This is a genomic window from Amycolatopsis sp. WAC 01375, assembly GCF_003947325.1.
Classification (GTDB): Bacteria; Actinomycetota; Actinomycetes; order Mycobacteriales; family Pseudonocardiaceae; genus Amycolatopsis.
The window spans coordinates 1-14,012 of record NZ_QHHW01000057.1; the positions used below are offsets into that span (position 1 = coordinate 1).

At 69.4% G+C, this 14,012-nt stretch carries 19 protein-coding genes; 10 read left to right on the forward strand and 9 right to left on the reverse strand.

The features are described from left to right. Both DL991_RS38635 and DL991_RS38640 read left to right on the forward strand, forming a co-directional pair. A partial coding sequence (locus tag DL991_RS38635) for an HNH endonuclease signature motif containing protein (protein ID WP_148106367.1) occupies window positions 1–281 on the forward strand: 281 nt, incomplete at its 5' end. A 138-nt stretch (window positions 282–419) separates the two neighbouring features. Continuing rightward, a complete protein-coding gene (locus tag DL991_RS38640; RefSeq protein ID WP_125789294.1) occupies window positions 420–1,121 on the forward strand; it encodes a hypothetical protein in 702 nt (233 codons plus the stop codon). Window positions 1,122–1,131: 10 nt separating this feature from the next. Here DL991_RS38640 and DL991_RS42790 read toward each other — a convergent pair whose 3' ends face one another. Then, window positions 1,132–1,293: a hypothetical protein gene (locus tag DL991_RS42790; protein WP_158632689.1), complete on the reverse strand. Its 162-nt coding sequence runs from the start codon at window positions 1,291–1,293 to the stop codon at window positions 1,132–1,134. A gap of 51 nt (window positions 1,294–1,344) precedes the next feature. Next, window positions 1,345–1,839: a DoxX family protein gene (locus tag DL991_RS38645; RefSeq protein ID WP_125789295.1), complete on the reverse strand. Its 495-nt coding sequence runs from the start codon at window positions 1,837–1,839 to the stop codon at window positions 1,345–1,347. A 77-nt stretch (window positions 1,840–1,916) separates the two neighbouring features. Here DL991_RS38645 and DL991_RS38650 point away from each other — a divergent pair, with 77 nt between their 5' ends. After that, on the forward strand, window positions 1,917–2,453 hold the full coding sequence (locus DL991_RS38650) for a TetR/AcrR family transcriptional regulator (protein ID WP_125789296.1): 537 nt from the start codon (window positions 1,917–1,919) through the stop codon (window positions 2,451–2,453). 7 nt (window positions 2,454–2,460) lie between these two features. Here the strand turns inward: DL991_RS38650 and DL991_RS38655 are convergent, their stop codons facing one another. Together DL991_RS38655 and DL991_RS38660 are read right to left on the reverse strand one after the other, a co-directional pair. After that, on the reverse strand, window positions 2,461–3,228 hold the full coding sequence (locus DL991_RS38655; protein ID WP_125789297.1) for an SDR family oxidoreductase: 768 nt from the start codon (window positions 3,226–3,228) through the stop codon (window positions 2,461–2,463). Between the two features lie 111 nt (window positions 3,229–3,339). After that, window positions 3,340–3,894, reverse strand: coding sequence for a TetR/AcrR family transcriptional regulator (locus tag DL991_RS38660; protein ID WP_125789298.1), 555 nt, complete (start codon window positions 3,892–3,894; stop codon window positions 3,340–3,342). An 80-nt stretch (window positions 3,895–3,974) separates the two neighbouring features. On the opposite strand from DL991_RS38660, the gene DL991_RS38665 reads away from it, so the two are divergent. Then, a complete protein-coding gene (locus DL991_RS38665; RefSeq protein ID WP_125789299.1) occupies window positions 3,975–4,769 on the forward strand; it encodes an SDR family NAD(P)-dependent oxidoreductase in 795 nt (264 codons plus the stop codon). On the opposite strand, the gene DL991_RS38670 is transcribed toward DL991_RS38665, so the two are convergent. Genes DL991_RS38670 through DL991_RS38680 form a run of 3 tightly spaced genes read right to left on the reverse strand, consistent with a single transcriptional unit; the run spans window position 4,766 to window position 6,587 of the window. Further along, window positions 4,766–5,449: an ABC transporter permease gene (locus DL991_RS38670; RefSeq protein WP_125789300.1), complete on the reverse strand. Its 684-nt coding sequence runs from the start codon at window positions 5,447–5,449 to the stop codon at window positions 4,766–4,768. The genes DL991_RS38665 and DL991_RS38670 overlap by 4 nt on opposite strands. Next, window positions 5,446–6,258, reverse strand: a complete 813-nt coding sequence (locus DL991_RS38675) for an ATP-binding cassette domain-containing protein (protein ID WP_125789301.1) — start codon at window positions 6,256–6,258, stop codon at window positions 5,446–5,448. The genes DL991_RS38670 and DL991_RS38675 overlap by 4 nt, the downstream gene beginning before the upstream one ends. Then, window positions 6,255–6,587, reverse strand: a complete 333-nt coding sequence (locus tag DL991_RS38680) for a PadR family transcriptional regulator (protein ID WP_125789302.1) — start codon at window positions 6,585–6,587, stop codon at window positions 6,255–6,257. The genes DL991_RS38675 and DL991_RS38680 overlap by 4 nt, the downstream gene beginning before the upstream one ends. Window positions 6,588–6,747: 160 nt before the next feature. Between DL991_RS38680 and DL991_RS38685 the strand changes: the two genes are divergently transcribed. After that, window positions 6,748–7,116, forward strand: coding sequence for a YciI family protein (locus DL991_RS38685; RefSeq protein ID WP_125789303.1), 369 nt, complete (start codon window positions 6,748–6,750; stop codon window positions 7,114–7,116). After that, window positions 7,104–8,342 (forward strand): RNA polymerase sigma factor, encoded by a 1,239-nt coding sequence (locus DL991_RS38690; RefSeq protein ID WP_125789304.1) that lies wholly within the window; start codon window positions 7,104–7,106, stop codon window positions 8,340–8,342. Before DL991_RS38685 ends, DL991_RS38690 begins: the two co-directional genes overlap by 13 nt. Here DL991_RS38690 and soxR read toward each other — a convergent pair. Then, entirely contained in the window at window positions 8,332–8,778 is a 447-nt protein-coding gene (soxR, locus tag DL991_RS38695; protein ID WP_125789305.1) for a redox-sensitive transcriptional activator SoxR, read from the reverse strand. The genes DL991_RS38690 and soxR overlap by 11 nt on opposite strands. Window positions 8,779–9,078: 300 nt before the next feature. Here soxR and DL991_RS38700 point away from each other — a divergent pair, with 300 nt between their 5' ends. From DL991_RS38700 to DL991_RS38710, 3 genes are all read left to right on the forward strand, one after another. After that, a complete protein-coding gene (locus DL991_RS38700; protein ID WP_233599252.1) occupies window positions 9,079–9,699 on the forward strand; it encodes an antibiotic biosynthesis monooxygenase in 621 nt (206 codons plus the stop codon). After that, on the forward strand, window positions 9,696–10,520 hold the full coding sequence (locus DL991_RS38705) for an NAD(P)H-binding protein (RefSeq protein WP_125789306.1): 825 nt from the start codon (window positions 9,696–9,698) through the stop codon (window positions 10,518–10,520). Before DL991_RS38700 ends, DL991_RS38705 begins: the two co-directional genes overlap by 4 nt. 125 nt (window positions 10,521–10,645) lie before the next feature. Beyond that, entirely contained in the window at window positions 10,646–11,740 is a 1,095-nt protein-coding gene (locus tag DL991_RS38710) for a class I SAM-dependent methyltransferase (RefSeq protein WP_125789307.1), read from the forward strand. On the opposite strand, the gene DL991_RS38715 is transcribed toward DL991_RS38710, so the two are convergent. Then, complete coding sequence (locus DL991_RS38715; RefSeq protein ID WP_125789308.1) at window positions 11,709–12,593, reverse strand: LysR substrate-binding domain-containing protein; 885 nt, start codon at window positions 12,591–12,593, stop codon at window positions 11,709–11,711. The two genes, DL991_RS38710 and DL991_RS38715, sit on opposite strands and share 32 nt — an antisense overlap. A gap of 70 nt (window positions 12,594–12,663) precedes the next feature. On the opposite strand from DL991_RS38715, the gene DL991_RS38720 reads away from it, so the two are divergent. Further along, window positions 12,664–13,998, forward strand: a complete 1,335-nt coding sequence (locus tag DL991_RS38720) for an FAD-binding oxidoreductase (RefSeq protein ID WP_125789309.1) — start codon at window positions 12,664–12,666, stop codon at window positions 13,996–13,998. Window positions 13,999–14,012 lie beyond the last annotated feature (14 nt).

Here is a 14,012-nt window from a genome sequence, read left to right on the forward strand (position 1 = left end):
GTGAGTGCCGAAGACCCGGCTGCGGCCGCCCCGCACAGACCTGCGATCTCGACCATTCGGTGCCGTGGCAGTTCGGCGGCACCACCAACGCCGACGACCTCATCGACCTCTGCCGCCGAGATCACCGGCTCAAAGACGAACCCGGCTGGACCTACCACCTCGCATCAGATGGCACCCTGACCGTCACCACCCCGACCGGCCAAAGCCACGACAGCACCCCACCACCACTCCACCCACCCCGCGCACACACCGCTCCAGCCGAGGAGACGCCACCCTTCTGAACCCCATCGCCGGAAAATGGCCATGGCTCGATCTCGCGAGAAGACCTCGCGAGATCCGGGAATCCCCCCACGGTCTGAGCCGGAAGACCGGACCGTGATCCGATCCGCCCGGCCACCACGATCGGCAGGCTGACCGGTATGAACCCCACCTTCCCCGGCCGCCGCGTCGCCGCGGTCTCGATGGTCCTCGGCCCGGTCCTGCTGCTCACCGGAACGCTGCTGCGGTCACGCTTCGGCTTCTTCTTCCCGGAGCAGCTCCGGGCGATGAGCGAGCATCCCGCGCTGATGACGGCCGCGTACACGTGTTTCCTGGCCGGCAACGTCGTGCTGTTTCCCGCGATCATCGCGCTCGCCACGGAAATCGGCCGCACCAGGCGGGTACTGGCCGCCTGGGCAGGCTTGTCCGTCCTCATCGGACTCTTCGAACGGACGTTCCACGCCGGGATCGACCAGGCCGCGTCAGGGCTGGCCGAACGACGCGGTGCCGGCTTCGCCGAGAGCGTGGTCAGCGAGTCTTACCAGGACCTGCATCTGTTCAGTTTCCTGTCGTTCACGATCATGTTCGGCTGGTACGTCCTGGCCTTCGCCGCGTACCGCGCGAAGGCGCTCGGCCTCGTCGGCTCGATCGGGCTGGCGACGATGGGACTTCTGCCCTTGGGCGTGTTGAAGGGAACCGAATTCGTTTCGATCATCGGAACCGCAGGACTTTGTGTCGCGTTGGTTCCGGCCGGTATCCGCGCCTTACTGGAAAGTCCCCGACCGAGCCGGAAGACGATACTTCTCACGGCGGTGGCGATTCCGGCGTTGGGCGCGCTCGCTTTCGCGAGCACGCTGGGCTGAGGATTTCTCCTCAGGCCAGCCAAACGGGCGTTTTCTCTTTTCTGTCACCGGATTCGTGATCGCGCCCCGCCGGGAGACAGCTCATCAGCAGTACGACACCGAGTGCCCCGAGAAGCATGTGCCCGGCGAGGATGCACAGCCCACAGAATCCGATCCACAACGAGATCTTCATTCTGGGATGGTAGGGCCCATTTCCGGAGCACGACCCGGACTTGGGAAAGACTTAAGGTCTCCTTTGGGCAAAGGGTCTGTTCGGCGTACGCGCGTAATACACCACCAGTGACCCGGTCGCGGCCAGGAAGACCACCTGCATCAGGCTTCGCGGCACCAGTTCGTCCAGCACCGACGTCACCGGCCCGTGCAGCGCCTTGTACACGTTCGCCGGGAACATCCCCAGCAGCAGGACGGTCAGCCCGGCGGCTGCCCATGGCGCCGTCCGCGACCACAGCACTCCCGCGGCGCCCGCGAGTTCGAGCACGCCGGTCACGGCGACCAGCAGCCCGGGCGCGGGCAACGCGGGCGGCACCATCGCGACGAGTTCCTCGCGCATGCCGATGAAGTGCGCGAGTCCGGTGGTGACGAACAGTGCCGCGACGCCGCCGCGCACGGCCACCGGCCATGGCTTCAGCCGCCGGACACCGGCGGCGCCGAGCAGGGACAACGTCGCCGTGACGGCGATCAGCATCAGTACGGGTACGAGACCGGGATCCATGACCATGCCCTCCGAGCAGTGAAACTTTCCACTGACAAGATGCGCGATTGCGCGTCATCTTGTCAATGACTAGATTCACGGGCATGAGTCCCTACCACCACGGCGACCTCCGCCGGGCCGTCCTCGACGCCGCCGTCGCGGCCATCACCGAACACGGCCCGGCCGGGATCAGCCTCCGCGACCTCGCCCGGCGCGCGGGGGTCTCCCACGCCGGGCCGGTCCACCATTTCGGAGACAAGGCCGGGGTGCTCACCGCACTGGCCGCCGAGGGATTCGACCTGCTCGCCGACGCACTCGCGGCCGAGGGTGAACGGGACTTCGTCGAGGTCGGCGTGGCTTACGTGCACTTCGCGATCGAGCATCGCGCGCATTTCGAGGTGATGTTCCGCCCCGAACTCCACCGCGAGGACGACGAGGCGCTGGCCGCCGCCCGTGACCGCGCGGGGCTTCTGCTGACCAGCGGCGCGGCGAAGGTCACCGACGACGCGATGGCCGGGGTCGCCGCGTGGTCGCTGATGCACGGATTCGCGAACCTGTGGCTCACCGGCGCACTGCGCGCCGAACACCTGGAGGACCCGGACACCGCCGCCCGCGCGATCGCCCGGATCCTGTTCCCCTGAACCCCGCTCAGACCTGCGCGGTCGGCATCACGGTGACCTGCTGGAGGTTCACCCGCGCCGGAAGCGAGGTCAGGAACGCCACGGTCTCGGCGATGTCGTCCGGCTTCAGCCAGGTCAGCGACTCGCGCGCGCCGTCCAGCCACTCCAGCGCGCCGGCGTCGGTGACATGTTCCTGAAGTTCGGTCTCGACCAGGCCCGGCTCGATCGCCGCGACCCGCACGCTCTTCGGGCCGAGGTCGGCGCGGAGGTTCTTCGACAAGTGCGTCACGTACGCCTTCGAGGCGACGTACACGGCGAAGGACGGAAAGACGGCCTGCGCACCGATGGACGAGGTGTTCACCAGGTCCGCGACCCCCTTTTCGGCCGCCGAAGCGACCAGATGCGGGACGAACGCGCCGATCGCGTTCATCAGGCCCGTCATGTTGACGTCGATCATGCGCTGCCAGTCGCCGGTCGCGAGTTCGTCGATCGGCGCGGCCAGCATCACGCCCGCGTTGTTGAACAGCAGGTCCGCGCGGCCCAGCTTCGCCTCGACCTCGGCCGCGGCGGCCCGCATCGCGTCGGCGTCGGCGACGTCGGCCGCGAGCACGAGCGCGGTACCGCCGTCGCGCTCGATCTCCTTGGCCAGCGTTTCCAGCCGGTCCGCCCGCCGGGCGATCAGCGCGACCGCCGCACCCGAGGCGGCGAGCCGCCTGGCGGTCGCCTCGCCGATCCCGCTGGACGCGCCGGTGATCACGGCGACCCTGTTCGCGTGCCGTGCCGGGGAGTTCGTCATCTCTGTGTCTCCTAAGTGGACTCGTTCTCGCGTTCTGAGTCCAGGAAACCGGGCATCAGCCGGAGCAGGAACGGTCTGTTCAACCTGGGTCCGGCAGTACCAGGCAGGAGCTCAGGACCCGAGCGCGCCGAGGACGAGACCGGCGTGTTTGCGCCAGACGTCATCGCCCCGCGCCGAGGTCAATTCGACGATCCGGCCGAGCGCGAGGATCTGCAGGCCGATGTCGGCGGAGGTGATACCGGCCCGCAGGCGCCCCTCCCGATGTGCGCGTTCGACCAGGCCATCGAGGCTCTCCGCGAGATGCGCCCGGCAGGCTTCGAGTGCGCCTTCGGTGACGGTGAGCCCGTCCAGGAACGCCCGGTGACGAGCCATCATCGCCAGGGTCCGCTCGACGAACAGGCCGATCCCCTCCCACGGGTCCTCGGCGGCCTTCGCACGCTCGGAGACGGCCGTCCACTCGGCGACATCCTCCTCCAGCACGGCTTCGACCAGGTCGTCCTTGGTCGGGAAGTGCCGGTACAGGGTGGCGACGCCGACGCCTGCCCGCCGCGCGATCTCCCGGACGTCGGTCGCGAGACCGCGTTCGGCGAAGCACTCGCGCGCGGCCTCCAGCACCTGCGTCCGGTTCCGTGCCGCGTCCCAGCGCTGACGTCGCGAAGTGGTCATGGCGGAATCCTACCTTTTCCGGAACGCATGTTTCGGATACAGTCCTTTCCGGATCAAGTGTTCCGGAACAGGAGGCGACCATGTCCACGATCGTGATCACCGGGGGAACCGACGGACTCGGCCGCGCGCTGGCGGCCGACCGGCTGCGGGCAGGCCACACCGTCGTCGTGGTGGGCCGCAGCGAGGCGAAATTCCGCGCGCTGGCGGCGAACGGCGACGCGCACTTCATCGAGGCCGACTTGCGTGAAGTCGCGGAGAACCTGCGCGTCACCCAGGAGATCGCCGCCCGGTTCCCCCTCGTCGACACGCTGGTGCTGGGTGCCGCGTACGTGCACCGCGACCGGCAGACGACCGGCGAAGGCTTCGAACACAACTTCGCGCTCTACTACCTGAGCCGCCACATCTTCGCGTCGGAACTCCAGGAGGTCCTCGCCGCCGCCGAACGGCCACTGATCCTCGACACCACGGTCCCCGGCACACCGGGGGACGCCGTCCGCTGGGACGATCTCCAGCTGGAACGGGGCTACACCTGGAAGATCGCGAACCTCCAGAGCCGCAGGCTCGTCCTGTTGTCCGCGCTCCGGCTGGCGTCCGACCACGTGCGATACGTGCTCTACAACCCCGGTTTCGTCCGCACGAGCCACCAAGGCGCCCTCGGCAGGACGTCTCGCGCGATGGTCGGCGTCCTCGCGAAGGTCCTTGGCACTCCACCGGAAAAGGCCATCCTGCCGATGCTCGGCCTCATCGCGAACCGTCCGGAGGCACCACTGAGCGCTTACCAGCGTGGCAAGCGCCTCGAACTCGACGACGCCACACACGAAGAAGCCGAGCGGCTCCATCAGGAGACCGCCCGGCTACTGCGAAAGCGTCGTTAGACGAACTTGAGGTGCGAACGACGCCGCAACCGGAACCCCGACGCGACGGCGACCGCGCCGAGCAGGAGCACGAACGAGACCGCGCCGTGCGCGACACCCCGCGTCAGGTAACCGATGTCCGTGTGGTCGATGGCGTAGGTGCCGATCTCCCGGCTGGACCAGAACGGCAGCAGTCGCGCGATCAGGCTCGACGGGTCGGCCATCATCTGCAACCCGATGACCATCAGCAGCACCAGCGTCCCTTCGAGTTCGCGCGGCAGAACCGAACTGAGCGCGAGCCCGAACGGCGCCGACACCGCGACCGTCAGCGCCATGATCAGCGCGACCGGACCGTACCGGACGTCGTGCTGATCGACGAGGATCAGCACGAAGTATGGTGCGGACAAAAGGAAACCGACCGTCCACAGTGCACTCAAGCGGCCGAGGTACAGGTGCTGCGGACGGTAACCCGAAAGCCTCAGCCGAGGTTCCATGGCACGGCTCGCACTGCCGGCGAACAGCGCGGCGGTGCTCAGCGCCCAGCCGAGACCCAGGCAGACGAACCGGATGGACTGGCCGAGGTGGTCGCCGCGCCTGCTCAAGTAGAACAGCAAGGGCAGGAGCACCAGGATCAGCAGGACCGACCTGCGCCGCAGCAGTTCACGCAGCGCCATCTCCGCGACCGTCAGGATCTTCTTCACGCGACAGCCTTCCTGGCCGGGGAGAGTTCGAGGACGGTGTCGGCCCGGTCCAGCTGGTTCAGCAGATGGGTGACCACCACGATCGCCTTGCCCGCGTCCCGCCATTGCCAGACCTGATGCCAGAAGTCGAGGTAGGCGCCCTTGTCGAAACCCTGGTAGGGCTCGTCGAGCAGGAGCACGTCCGGTTCACCGAGCCCGGCGAGCACGAGGTTCAGCTTCTGCCGGGTCCCGCCGGAAAGGTGCCGGGCCTGACCGCCACGCGCGGGCGTCCAGTCCAGCGCCGCGGCACGGGCCGCGCCGACCCTGGCCGACTCCTCGCGGGCCATCCCGCGGCCGGCACCGATCAGGACGAAATGCTCTCCCGCGTCGAGGAAGTCCGCCGTGCCACCGTCCTGCGGGCAGTAGCCGAGCGAACCACGCACGCGGACCTCGCCCTTGTCCGCGCCGGTGAGCCCGGCGCAGATGCTCAGGAAGGTGCTCTTGCCACAGCCGTTCGCCCCGATCACCGCGGCGATCTCCCCGGACCGCACCACGAGGCCGACGTCGTCCAGTACCGTCCGGCGGCCGTATTTCTTCGTGATGCCCCGAGCCTCCAGCAGCACCTCGCCGGGACGACGCCTCGGCCGTCCCACGCTTTCGGCCACGGCCGAGGCGTATGCGGTGGGCGGCCCGAAGACCCGCATCGGGTCCCCGCCGCTTTCCCGCAGGTGCACCGCCGCCTCCGCGACCACCTGCCGCGCCGCGTCCCCGCCGACGCCGCGACGACGCAGCTCGTGCGTCAGCGCGGAAAGCCATCCGTCGTGGTTCATCTTCCCTCCCGCAAGATCGAGGCCACCCCGGCGGAGAACTCCTGCCAGTCGGCGGTGGCGTGCCGCAGTGTTTCCCGGCCTTCCGCGGTGATCCGGTAGTACTTGCGCGCGGGCCCGGCCGTGCCGTCCCGCCAGCTCGCGGTGACCAGGCCGAACCGTTGCAGCCGCAGCAGCACCGGGTAGAGCGTGCCGCCCTGGATGGGGCCCAGCCCGGCGGCGTCGAGCGCTTGGGCCAGCTCGTAGCCGTAGGACTCCCGCTCCGCGACCAGCGCCAGGACGCAGGGCGCCAGCACTCCCCGCAACCACTGGCCTCGCCGGTCCTGATCCACGGCGAGCAATGTAGCAGTACTACCTAGATGGCACTACAAGCTAGCTTGACCTGCGCCGATGTGCGCGGAAAGAAAAAACGGGGAAAAATCGCCGCCACTGTCGAATCGGCGGGACGCCCTTCGTATAGGGAGTGACAACCGCACGATTGAGGAGGACGCCATGACCCAGTACCTGATAAGCCTGTACCACCCCGACGGCCCCATCCCGCCGCCGGAGGTGCTCGAACCGGTGATGCGCAAGATCCAGGCGCTCAACGACGAGATGAAGACCGCGGGCGTCTGGGTGTTCGCCGCCGGACTCCACCCCCCGACCACCGCGACCGTGCTCCGGGCCAAGGAGAACGGCGAGATCGCGATGACGGACGGCCCGTACGTCGAAGGGAAGGAACACCTCGGCGGTTTCACCATCGTCGAAGTACCGGATCTGGACGCCGCGCTCGACTGGGGCCGCCGGGTCGCCGAGATCACCTACCTGCCGGTCGAGGTCCGGCCGTTCCAGGGCGTGGAAGACCCTTCGTGCGTCCCCTGACCACCGAAGACATCGGCCGTGTCTTCACCGAGGAGTACGGCCGCGCGGTGTCCGTGCTGGTCCGGATCTTCGGCAACATCGACATCGCCGAAGACGCGGTACAGGACGCCTTCGCCGCGGCGGTGGACCGGTGGCCGTCCACCGGTCCGCCGCCGAGCCCGGCGGGCTGGATCATCACGACCGCCCGCAACAAGGCTGTCGACCGCCTGCGGCGGGACGCGGCCCGCGACGACAAGCACGCGCAGGCCGCGCTGCTCAACGCCGACAACGAACCAGCGGAGGAGGGGACGGGGGTGGAGGCAGGACTTGTGCGTGACGATCGCTTACGGCTGATCTTCACTTGTTGCCACCCCGCGCTGGCCGTTCCCTCACAGGTCGCGTTGACGCTGAAGCTGCTGGGCGGCTTGACCACCGGCGAGATCGCGCACGCGTTCTTCGTCCCCGAAGCGACGATGGCGCAGCGGCTCGTCCGGGCGAAAGGCAAGATCCGCGACGCGAAGATCCCGTACCGCGTCCCGGACGACGCCGACCTGCCGGATCGGCTGCGTTCGGTGCTCGCCGTGATCTACCTCGTGTTCAACGAGGGGTACACGGCCACTTCCGGCGAGCGGCTGGTGCGGGAGGACCTGTGCGCCGAGGCGATCCAGCTCGGCAGGCTGCTGACCGACCTCATGCCGGACGAACCCGAGGCGACCGGGTTGCTGGCGCTGATGCTGCTGACCGAATCCCGCCGCGCGGCCCGCACCGGAGCGGACGGCGACGTGGTGCTGCTGGCGGAGCAGAACCGGTCGCGCTGGGACCGGGAGCTGATCGCCGAAGGGCAGGCGCTGGTCCGCGCGTGCCTGCGGCGGAACCAGCCGGGGCCGTACCAGATCCAGGCGGCGATCAACGCCGTCCACAGCGACGCCGCCGACACGGCGAGCACGGACTGGTCGCAGATCGTCCAGCTGTACGACCTGCTACTGGAGCTGAACCCGACCCCGATCGTCGCGCTCAACCGGGCCGTCGCGGTGGCGGAAGTGGACGGCCCGGCGGCGGCGCTCACCGCGATCGACGGCCTCGATCTGGAGGAATACCACCTCTACCACGCCATCCGCGCCGATCTGCTGCATCGCGCCGGCCGTGAGACGGAAGCGGCGCGAGAATACGAAGCGGCGATCCGAAGAGCCGGGAACAGCGCCGAAAGACGGCTGCTGGAGCGGAAAATGGCCCTGGTCAGTCGTTGATCAGCCGCGCCGGACCCGGCCCCTTGGCGGCGAGGACGTCGCCGGGGTTCACCAGGACGCACTGCTCGAAGGACAGGCAGCCGCAACCGATGCATTCGGTGAACCGGTCGCGCATGCACTCCAGCTGCTCGATGCGTTTGTTGAGTTCGGCGCTCCAGCATTCCGAGGCGCGCTGCCAGAAGGCCTGGTCCGGCGCGGCACCCTGCGGCAGGAACGCGAGCACGTCGCCGATCACCTCCAGCGGGATGCCGAGGTGGTGCGACGCGCGGATGAACGCGACCACGCGGAGCATGGTGCGGGGATAGCGGCGCTGGTTCCCGCTGGTCCGCCTGCTGCCGATGAGGCCTTGGCGCTCGTAGAACCGCAGGGCGGAGGTGGCGACACCACTGCGCCGGGACAGCTCCCCGATGGTGAGTTCGGACGGCAGTTCGGGCATGTCCGCCATCCTATTGAGGAGTAAGGCGAACGTGGCGTGGGCGGCGTGAGAGGACTCGTCGCAGAGGCCCGTAACGGGTCGTGAGTGGCGATTCGGGCTCTAACCCGAATCGCCACTCACGACCCCTTTCGAATTCGTACATATAGCCATCAACCAGACATTTCGTGGTCCGGATGCCCCGCGCGGACAGTCCAGGTGCGGTCGTCTCCCGTCGACCTTCACGACAGGGATTCGACCACGCCACGTTTGCCTCTCCTCCGAGCTTGACTTGAACCCTTGTTTAAGTTTCATGCTGGAGGCATGACGAAACAGGGGATCGAGAAGATGACCATCCACAAGGGACACTGGCCGGAACCGGCGGCGGGCTTGGTCGCGGTGGCGAGGGAGTACCCGGACGCCGACTCGGCGCGGGCGGCGTTCGAGGCGCGGGCGAACGGAGCCGAAGGGCTCGTCTCCTTCACCGCCTACGAGGGCGTCGATCACGACGGTGCCTTCACTTACGAGCAGTGGACCAGCGAAGACGCGATCCAGGACCTGGACGGCGCGCCCGTGTTCCAGCTCTACCGCGGGCAGCGCGGCGAGGGTGTGCCCGGCTGCCTCGTGATCGTCTCGGTCGAGTTCGAGGGCCCTGACGAGCGACGACAGCGCGACTGGATCGACCTCGTCTTCGAAGCGCTGGCGTCGGAACCCGCGCGGCCGGAAGGCGGCATCGGCGGGCATTTCCACGTCAGCACCGACGGGACCCGAGTGGTGAACTACGCCGAATGGACCAGCGCCGAAGCGCACCGCGCCGCGCTCGCGGCCCCCGGCGCCGACGGCATCGGCACCACGGACGTGTGGAAGAAGGTGCAGACCTACCCGGGGATGTCGGGCGGGTCGGTCAAGCGGTACCGCCCGATCGTCTCGGCGGTGGCGGCATGAAGCCGATCCTGGTCGCCGGTGCCACCGGCCATGTCGGCTCGCAGGTGGTCGCCCAGCTGCGGGCGCGGGACGTCCCGGTCCGGGCGCTGAGCCGGAATCCGCCGCCGGACGGGGTCCGCGGTGACCTGACGGATCCGGGAACGATCGCACCGGCGCTCGACGGCGTCGACACGGTGTTCCTGATGCTCGCCGGATCCGCCGAGGCACTGGTACCCACCGTGGCACTGCTCGGGGAGCGGGTGGAACGCGTGGTGTTCCTGTCCTCGGGAGCCGTCGACGATTCCTTGGCGGAACAGGATAACGCCATCGGCACCTGGCACCGGACCGTCGAGGAGGCGATCGAAGCCGCGGGCGTGGACTGGACCTTCCTGCGGCCGCACGCGTTCGCGACGAACACCCTCGGCTGGGCGCCGTCGATCCGCGCGGACGGCGTCGTCCGCGGGGTGTACGGCGAGGCGGCCATGACGATGATCCACGAGCGGGACATCGCCGCGGTGGCCGTCGAAGCGCTCACCGGAGACGGGCACGCGGGGGCGAAGTACGTGCTCACCGGGCCACGGCCGATCACGCAGAGCGAGCAGGTGCGCCTCATCGGCGAGGCCGCCGGCCGACCGGCGCGCTGGGAGGAAACCCCGTTGGAGGAGACCAGGGCGGCCATGCTCGCGAAGATGCCGGACTTCATCGTCGACACGATGCTGACCGGATTCCGGGAGCTCGTCACGAAACCCGGCGAGGCCACCTCGGCCGTCCAGGACGTCACCGGCAGGCCGGCGCTGGAATTCGACGTCTGGGCCGCCGATCACGCAGCCGCGTTCCGGTAGGCTCGGGTTCGTGTCGACGCCGGTTCATGCCGCGGTGGTCCGCTAGCCGCCGTTCCTGACCTTGTCCCCCGACGAGCCACACCCGCGGGGTCTCTTCGCCGCGGGCGGATCCAGGAACGGAAACCATGAACCCCCTGTCCACAAAGGACGGTGGTCGGCACTGGCTGACCACCGTCGGTGTGAAACCGCCTCGAACCGTCGTCGCCGTCGACGACGGGATCACCGCCGACGAGGCGTTCCGGTTGGCCACTTCCGGCACCGGACTCGCCTGGTACGGCGACTTCCCCGGCGCGCGGAACCTCCTCGCCGCGCTGTCCCGCCGTTGCGGAACGGCGGCCGGGAAACCCTTTCCGGACCAGCGGAACCATCAATCTCGCCGGGCGCGGCTCCTCGGCAGGCTGCTGGTCCCGCTGGATCCCGGCCACGTCCTGCCGTTGCGTCGCGGGCCGGACGTGCGCGAGGCCTGCGCCGAGGTCTACGGGCCTTCCGAAACCGCGTCGCTGGTGTCCTTGCGCGAACTGCTCGGTGTCATCGGCGCGCACGAGTGGCGGGTGAAGGGCGTCGAAATCCCGGCGCTCGGCGCGAAACTCCACCCGCACCACGGGGTCTTCTCCCCCGTCCGCGGCGAGTACGTCGATCTGGTGGCGAGAACTCCTTTGCCCGCCAAGGAACTGGCCTTCGACATCGGCACCGGGACCGGCGTACTCGCCGCGGTCCTCGCGCGCCGAGGGGTGAAGCGCGTGGTGGCGACGGACAACGAACCTCGCGCGCTCGCCTGCGCCCGCGAGAATTTCGAACGCCTCGGTTTCGGCGGGATCGAAACGCTCGAAACGGACGTGTTCCCGCCGGGCCGCGCGCCGCTGGTCGTCTGCAATCCGCCGTGGCTGCCGTCCCGCGCGCGGACTCCGCTCGAACGCGCCGTCTACGACCCGGGAAGCCGGATGCTCAAGGCGTTCCTCGACCGGCTGCCACGGCACCTCGCGCCCGGCGGGGAGGCGTGGCTGATCCTGTCCGACCTCGCCGAACTGCTGGGCCTGCGCACGCGCGACGAGCTTCTGGCCGCGTTCGACCGGTCCGGCCTCGAAATCCGGGGCAGGGAGGACATCCGGCCGCGGCATCCGCGGGTCACCGATCGGGCGGATCCGTTGCACGACGCCCGCGCGCGGGAGGTGACCTCGCTGTGGCGGCTCACAACCCGAGCAGCGCCCGCGCCTGACTGATGAACACGCGGGCGGCGGGGCTGACCGGCCCCTCCGTCCGCCAGGCCAGCGCCAGTTTCGCGCGCAGCCCGGCAGGCCGCGTGATCTCCATGGCGTGCAGATCCGTGTAGTGCGTCGCCAGCGACATCGGCACCACGGCGACACCGAGCCCGCGGCCGACCAGTTCGGCGACGACGTTCGGATCGCCCGCCTCCAGCGTCACCCGCGGCTGCGCGCCGTCGGCGAGGAACGCGGCGTCGGCGATCGCGCGCATGCCGGTGCCCTTCGGCAGGCTCACCAGCGAGCGGCTTTCCAGCTCCGAGAGCGTGATCGTGGCCTTCGCGATGAGTGGATCCTCCGGCCCGGAGATGGCCACGAGCGGCTCGTCGAGGACGACCTCGAAACCGATCCCGGGCGGCGGTTCCCCGGACAGCCCGATCAGCGCGATGTCGAAGCGGCCGTCGGCGACACCCGCGAGCAGGACGTCGGAGGTGGCCTCGGCGAGCGTGATGTCCACGCCCGCGTGCCGTTCGTGGAAGCGGGCGAGCAGATCCGGGAGGTTGACCGGCCCGCGCGAGGACACCATGCCCATCGCGACCTGGCCGCGGACCAGGCCGGTGAGGTCGTCGACCGCCTGCCGCACCCCGGCGACGGCGGCGAGCGCGGCCCGCGCGTGCGGGAGCGCGGCGGCACCGACCTCGGTCAGCCGCACCGACCTGGCAGACCGGTCGAGCAGCGGCTGCCCGAGTTCGCGTTCGAGACGGCGGATCTGGGCGCTGACGCCGGGCTGCGCGACGTGCAGCCGCTCGGCGGCGCGGGTGAAGTTCGCTTCCTCTGCCACCGCGACGAAGTATTCGAGCTGACGCAGTTCCATAACCGATGATTCTAGTTCCCAGACAAACCAGATCTTGGACTTCTGGCCGAATCGGGATCACCCTGGTGCCATGACCACGATGCTCCGCTCCGGCGACCCGGATTACGACAACGAACTCGCCGGTTTCCAGACCGCTGTGCCCCGCCGCCCCGACGTCATCGTGCCCGCCGCTTCGGCCGCCGACGTCGTCGAGGCCGTCCGATACGCCGGCGAGCACGACCTCCCGATCGCCGTCCATTCGACCGGGCACGGCGTGGGCGTCCCCTTCGAGGGCGGCGTCCTCGTCACCACCCACCGCATGACCGGGATCCGGATCGACGACGGGATCGCACGGGTCGACGCGGGCGTGCGCTGGGGTGCGGTCATCGAAGCGGCCGCCGGGCACGGGCTGGCGCCGCTCAGCGGTTCCTTCCCCGGTGTCGGCGTCGTCGGCTACACCCTCGGAGGCGGGTTCAGCCTGCTCGGCCGCAAGTACGGGCTGGCCGCCGACCAGGTGACCGCGATCGAGGTCGTGACCGCCGACGGCGAACTCCGCCGCGCCACCCCGGACACCGAACAGGACCTGTTCTGGGCACTGCGTGGCGGCCGCGACAACTTCGGGATCGTCACCGCGCTCGAGTTCCGGCTCGTCCCGGTCACCCGGCTGTACGGCGGCAGCCTGCAGTTCGGCACCGAATCGCTGTCGGCGGTGCTCCACGCCTGGCGCGATTGGGCGGCGGGGATGCCGCGCGAGATGACGTCTTCGCTGGGCATGGTCCCGATGCCGGATCTGCCGATGGTGCCCGGACCGCTGCGCGGGCAGCACGTCGCGCAGATCCGGGTCGCCTACCTCGGCGACGCCGCCGAGGGCGAACGCCTGGTCGCGCCGCTGCGCGCCGCCGCCCCCGTACTGGGCGACACGCTCGCCGAGCTCCCGTTCACCGAATCGGGCAAGATTGCGAACGAGCCGCCGTTCCCGCACGGCTACCGCGCCGACAACGTCACCGTGCCCGAACTCAACGACTCGATGCTCGACGCGATCCTCGAACACGCCGGCCCGGACGCCCCGGTGCCGACCGTCCTCCTGCTGGATCTGCTCGGCGGCGCGCTGTCCGACCCGCCCGAGCACCCCGGCGTCGGATGGGACCGTGAAGCCCGCTTCACCGTGCGGGCACTGTCCGTAGTGGACGACGCGGGCATGGCCGGGATCAAGGCGGCCCACGAGAAGCTGTTCGACGCGCTGAAGCCCTGGTCGACCGGCAAACTGCTGACCTTCGTCTACGGCGAGAGCGGCACGGACGAGGAAGCGTCCAAGGTCTACTCACCGGCCGATCTGCGGCGGCTCGCCAAGGTCAAGGCCGCCGTCGACCCGGCGAACCGGTTCCGGCTGACGCATAACGTCGAACCGGCGCGTGACGCTGGGTGATGCCCGAAATCCGC

What these genes read in the sequence shown, in the direction of transcription:
- DL991_RS38640 (WP_125789294.1), top strand. Translation starts at nt 420, where the DNA reads ATGAACCCCACCTTCCCCGGCCGCCGCGTCGCCGCGGTCTCGATGGTC.
- DL991_RS42790 (WP_158632689.1), bottom strand. Translation starts at nt 1,293, where the DNA reads ATGAAGATCTCGTTGTGGATCGGATTCTGTGGGCTGTGCATCCTCGCC.
- DL991_RS38645 (WP_125789295.1), bottom strand. Translation starts at nt 1,839, where the DNA reads ATGGTCATGGATCCCGGTCTCGTACCCGTACTGATGCTGATCGCCGTC.
- DL991_RS38650 (WP_125789296.1), top strand. Translation starts at nt 1,917, where the DNA reads ATGAGTCCCTACCACCACGGCGACCTCCGCCGGGCCGTCCTCGACGCC.
- DL991_RS38655 (WP_125789297.1), bottom strand. Translation starts at nt 3,228, where the DNA reads ATGACGAACTCCCCGGCACGGCACGCGAACAGGGTCGCCGTGATCACC.
- DL991_RS38660 (WP_125789298.1), bottom strand. Translation starts at nt 3,894, where the DNA reads ATGACCACTTCGCGACGTCAGCGCTGGGACGCGGCACGGAACCGGACG.
- DL991_RS38665 (WP_125789299.1), top strand. Translation starts at nt 3,975, where the DNA reads ATGTCCACGATCGTGATCACCGGGGGAACCGACGGACTCGGCCGCGCG.
- DL991_RS38675 (WP_125789301.1), bottom strand. Translation starts at nt 6,258, where the DNA reads ATGAACCACGACGGATGGCTTTCCGCGCTGACGCACGAGCTGCGTCGT.
- DL991_RS38685 (WP_125789303.1), top strand. Translation starts at nt 6,748, where the DNA reads ATGACCCAGTACCTGATAAGCCTGTACCACCCCGACGGCCCCATCCCG.
- soxR (WP_125789305.1), bottom strand. Translation starts at nt 8,778, where the DNA reads ATGCCCGAACTGCCGTCCGAACTCACCATCGGGGAGCTGTCCCGGCGC.
- DL991_RS38700 (WP_233599252.1), top strand. Translation starts at nt 9,079, where the DNA reads ATGACGAAACAGGGGATCGAGAAGATGACCATCCACAAGGGACACTGG.
- DL991_RS38705 (WP_125789306.1), top strand. Translation starts at nt 9,696, where the DNA reads ATGAAGCCGATCCTGGTCGCCGGTGCCACCGGCCATGTCGGCTCGCAG.
- DL991_RS38710 (WP_125789307.1), top strand. Translation starts at nt 10,646, where the DNA reads ATGAACCCCCTGTCCACAAAGGACGGTGGTCGGCACTGGCTGACCACC.
- DL991_RS38715 (WP_125789308.1), bottom strand. Translation starts at nt 12,593, where the DNA reads ATGGAACTGCGTCAGCTCGAATACTTCGTCGCGGTGGCAGAGGAAGCG.
- DL991_RS38720 (WP_125789309.1), top strand. Translation starts at nt 12,664, where the DNA reads ATGACCACGATGCTCCGCTCCGGCGACCCGGATTACGACAACGAACTC.